Source organism: Pseudonocardia lacus (genome assembly GCF_018531445.1).
Classification (GTDB): domain Bacteria; phylum Actinomycetota; class Actinomycetes; order Mycobacteriales; family Pseudonocardiaceae; genus Pseudonocardia; species Pseudonocardia lacus.
Genome location: NZ_JAHDTH010000381.1, coordinates 1 through 3579, shown reverse-complemented (window position 1 = coordinate 3579; position 3579 = coordinate 1). Strand labels below are relative to the sequence as shown.

3 protein-coding genes are annotated in these 3579 nt (G+C 74.6%); 2 read left to right on the top strand and 1 reads right to left on the bottom strand.

Going from position 1 to position 3579, the window contains the following annotated elements:
* The first annotated feature begins 445 nt into the window (after window positions 1-445).
* Complete coding sequence (locus tag KIK08_RS38120) at window positions 446-2026, top strand: DHA2 family efflux MFS transporter permease subunit (RefSeq protein WP_250558627.1); 1581 nt, start codon at window positions 446-448, stop codon at window positions 2024-2026.
* A gap of 34 nt (window positions 2027-2060) precedes the next feature.
* Window positions 2061-3137 carry an alcohol dehydrogenase catalytic domain-containing protein gene (locus KIK08_RS38115; protein ID WP_408004792.1) on the top strand — a complete coding sequence of 359 codons (1077 nt, stop codon included), beginning with the start codon at window positions 2061-2063 and terminating at the stop codon, window positions 3135-3137.
* Here the strand turns inward: KIK08_RS38115 and KIK08_RS38110 are convergent.
* A partial coding sequence (locus KIK08_RS38110) for a hypothetical protein (protein ID WP_214408172.1) occupies window positions 3138-3579 on the bottom strand: 442 nt, incomplete at its 5' end.

The window sequence follows — 3579 nt, the reverse complement described above, 5'->3', positions numbered from 1 at the left end:
CGGGCCGGGCGCCGTGCTGGGCGGGGCCGTCGGCGGCGGGACCTGCGGCGCGGACGTCGCGCAGCCCGCGATGCCCGCGGCCGCCGCGGCGCCGCCGACCAGCACGTGGCGGCGGGTGGGCGAAGAGGTCATCGCGGTCCTCCCGGGGGTGGGACGGCCAGTCTGCCCGGTCGGCGCACGGGGCCGTCGACGGCCCCGGAACCAGGGCGAGCGAGCTGGAAGAGGACACGCGGGAGCCAGCGGATTTCCCTTCCGTACTTAATGTATAGCGGACCCGGGGGCTTGCGGCAAGACCCCGGTCGTCGCGCAGAATCTGCGAGCCGTTCCGGACCGAGCACCCGACGGCCCACCCGAGACGGGGGCCCACCAGCGGATTCCTCGGAACGGCAGGTATTCAGCCACCGAACGACCAACGGCAGCGGATCGCTGCCGGGCAAGGACGGCTTTGACTCCATCCACCACTCCGGGCGCCGCCGCGGACACGGCGACGACCGCGACGGAGAAGCTCGATCGCCGGATCCTGGCGATCGGCGGGGTGATCGTGCTCGGCGCGATCATGGCGATGCTCGACATCACCGTGGTCAACGTCGCGCTCGACCAACTCATCATCGAATTCGACACCACCCTCGCCACGATGCAGTGGGTGGCGACCGGTTACACGCTCGCGCTCGCCACGGTGATCCCGCTGTCGGGCTGGGCGGCGGACCGCTACGGCGCCAAGCGGATCTACCTGACCGCGGTGGTGCTGTTCGCCGCGGGCTCGGCGCTGGCCGGCACGGCCTGGTCGGCCGAGTCGCTCATCCTGTTCCGCGTCCTGCAGGGCATGGGCGGGGGCATGCTGCTGCCGCTGAGCATGACCCTGCTGGTCGGGGCCGCCGGTCCGGCCCGCATCGGGCGGGTGATGGCCGTGCTGGGCATCGCCATGCAGCTCGGCCCGATCATCGGCCCGGTCCTGGGCGGCTGGCTGGTCGACGACGTGTCCTGGCGGGCGATCTTCTTCGTGAACGTGCCGGTCGGGCTCCTCACGCTGGTCCTGGGCGCGAAGGTCCTGCCGGCGGACCGGCCGCGGCCGGCGGAGAAGCTCGACGTGCTCGGGCTGGTGCTGCTCTCGCCCGGCCTGGCCGCGCTGATCTACGGGCTGGCCCAGGTCCCCGCGCACGGCGGCTTCGGCGCCCCCGCGGTGTACCTGCCGGCCGGCGCCGGCGCCGTCCTGGTGGCCGCGTTCCTGGTGCACGCGGCGCGCACGCCGAACGGGCTGATCGACCTGAAGCTGTTCGGCAACCGGGGCTTCTCGGTCGCGGCCGTCACGATGGTGCTCTTCATGATCGCGGTCTTCGGGTCCATGCTGCTGTTCCCGCTGTACTTCCAGCAGGTGCGGGGGCAGGGCGCGCTGCAGGCGGGCCTGCTGATCGTGCCGCAGGGCATCGGGATGATGATCATCATGCCGATCGCCGGGCGGCTGGTCGACCGCGGCCACGCGGCGAGGATCGTGCCGCTGGGCATCGTCCTGGTCATCGGTGTGGTCGCGGTGCTCACGCAGCTCACCGACACCACGCCGTACTGGATGATCGGTGTCGCGCTGTTCGTGCTGGGCCTGGCGATGGGCATGGTCGGGATGCCGAACATGTCGATCGCGCTCAAGACCCTGCGCCCGCAGGACATCGCCCGCGGGTCGACCAGCCTGACCATCATCCAGCAGAGCGCCGCGGCGGTCGGGACCGCGACGCTGTCGGTGGTCCTGACCCACCAGGTCACCGACCGGCTCGCGCCGGTGCTCGCGCGGCTGGGGGCGCAGGCACCGGACGGGGCCGAGGCCCTGGACAGCGCCTCGATCAGCGAGCTGCCCGAGCAGGTGCGCCGGCTGCTGGCCGCTCCACTGGCCGAGGCCTACGCGGCGACGTTCACGTGGGCGCTGCTGCTGCTGGTGCTGGCGCTGGTCTCGGCGCTGTGCCTGCCGAAGGACGGGTCGACCGCGGCGGCACCCGCCACGGCGCCGTCCGAACCGGAGCAACCGCCCGCGTCCTGACGGGGTCGGGCGGGCCCGGGCGGTCTGCAGCAGGATGGGCGCCGTGCGCGCCGTCGTCCTCGATGCCGCTCGGGCCCGACCCGAGGTCCGGGAGGTCCGCGAACCCGGGGCGCCGCCCGGCGGGGTGGTGGTGCGGGTCGCGGCCACCGGGATGTGCCGCAGCGACTGGCACGCCTGGGCCGGCCACGACGACGACGTCGCATTCCCGCACGTGCCGGGCCACGAACTCGCCGGCGAGGTCGTCGAGGTGGGTGCGGGCGTGCGCCGGTGGGCGGTCGGCGACCGGGTGACCGTCCCGTTCGTCTGCGGCTGCGGGCGGTGCGAGTGGTGCCGGGCGGGCGATGCCCAGGTGTGTCCCGACCAGCAGCAGCCGGGCTTCACGCACTGGGGGTCGTTCGCCGAGCGCGTCGCCCTGCACGGCGCGGACACCAACCTGGTGGCCGTCCCCGGGCGCGTCGACCTCACGACCGCGGCCGCGCTCGGATGCCGGTTCGCCACCGCGTACCGCGCCCTGGTCGGCCGCGCGCGGATCGTCGAGGGCGAGTGGGTGACCGTGGTCGGCGCCGGCGGCGTGGGCCTGAGCACGGTGATGATCGCCCGCGCCCTGGGCGGGCGGGTGGTCGCCGTCGACCGCAACCCGGAGGCCCTCGCCGCGGCCGCCGCACTGGGCGCCGAGCACACGCTGCGCACCGACGGCACCGACGGCACCGACAGCACCGACAGCACCGACGTCCCGGCCGCCGTCGCCGACCTCACCGGTGGGGGGAGCCACATCGCCGTCGACGCCGTGGGCAGCGAGCGGACCTGCGCCGACGCCGTCCTCAGCCTGCGCAGGCGGGGTCGCCACGTCCAGGTCGGGCTGCTGCCGCCGGTCGGGGGCCACCCGCGGGTGCCGATGGCAAGGGTGATCGCCTGGGAGCTCGACCTGCTGGGCAGCCACGGGATGGCCGCCGCCGATTACCCCGCCATGATGGCGCTCATCGAACGGGGGGCGCTGCGACCCCAGGACCTGGTCGAACGCACGATCGGGTTGGCCGAGGCGGCAGCGCTGCTGCCCGGCTTCGACCGGGCGGTGGTCGCCGGCATGACCATGGTCGACCCCACCCGCTGATCACGGGTCGAGGGCGGCGATGGCGGCCGCCCACTGCCGGAACGCCTGCAACTCCTCGGTCGAGGCGTCCTCGCCCAGCGCGAACGCCCTCGGGTCCCCGCTGCGCAGACCCGTGGCGTACGCCTCCAGGGCGGTCTGCTTGGCGCGCAACGCGCGCAGCACCGCGTCGTGCGCGGCCCCGATCTCCGCGGTCGCCGGCTGGAAGGTCTCGGCGTCGACGAGGACCTCGCGCAGCCGCGGGAGCACCTGGTCGCGGATGCGGTCGGAGCGGGCCGGGTCGCGGACCGCGGCCCGGTCGCCCAGCTCGGCCTGCGCCAGGTCCTCGACGTGCTCGTAGCCGGCGAGCAGGTCGGGGACCACGACGGTCACGTACTCCTCGACCGGGGAGACGGCGGGCGGCGCGTCCGCCCCGGCGACGGCGACGACCCCGAGCCCGACGGCC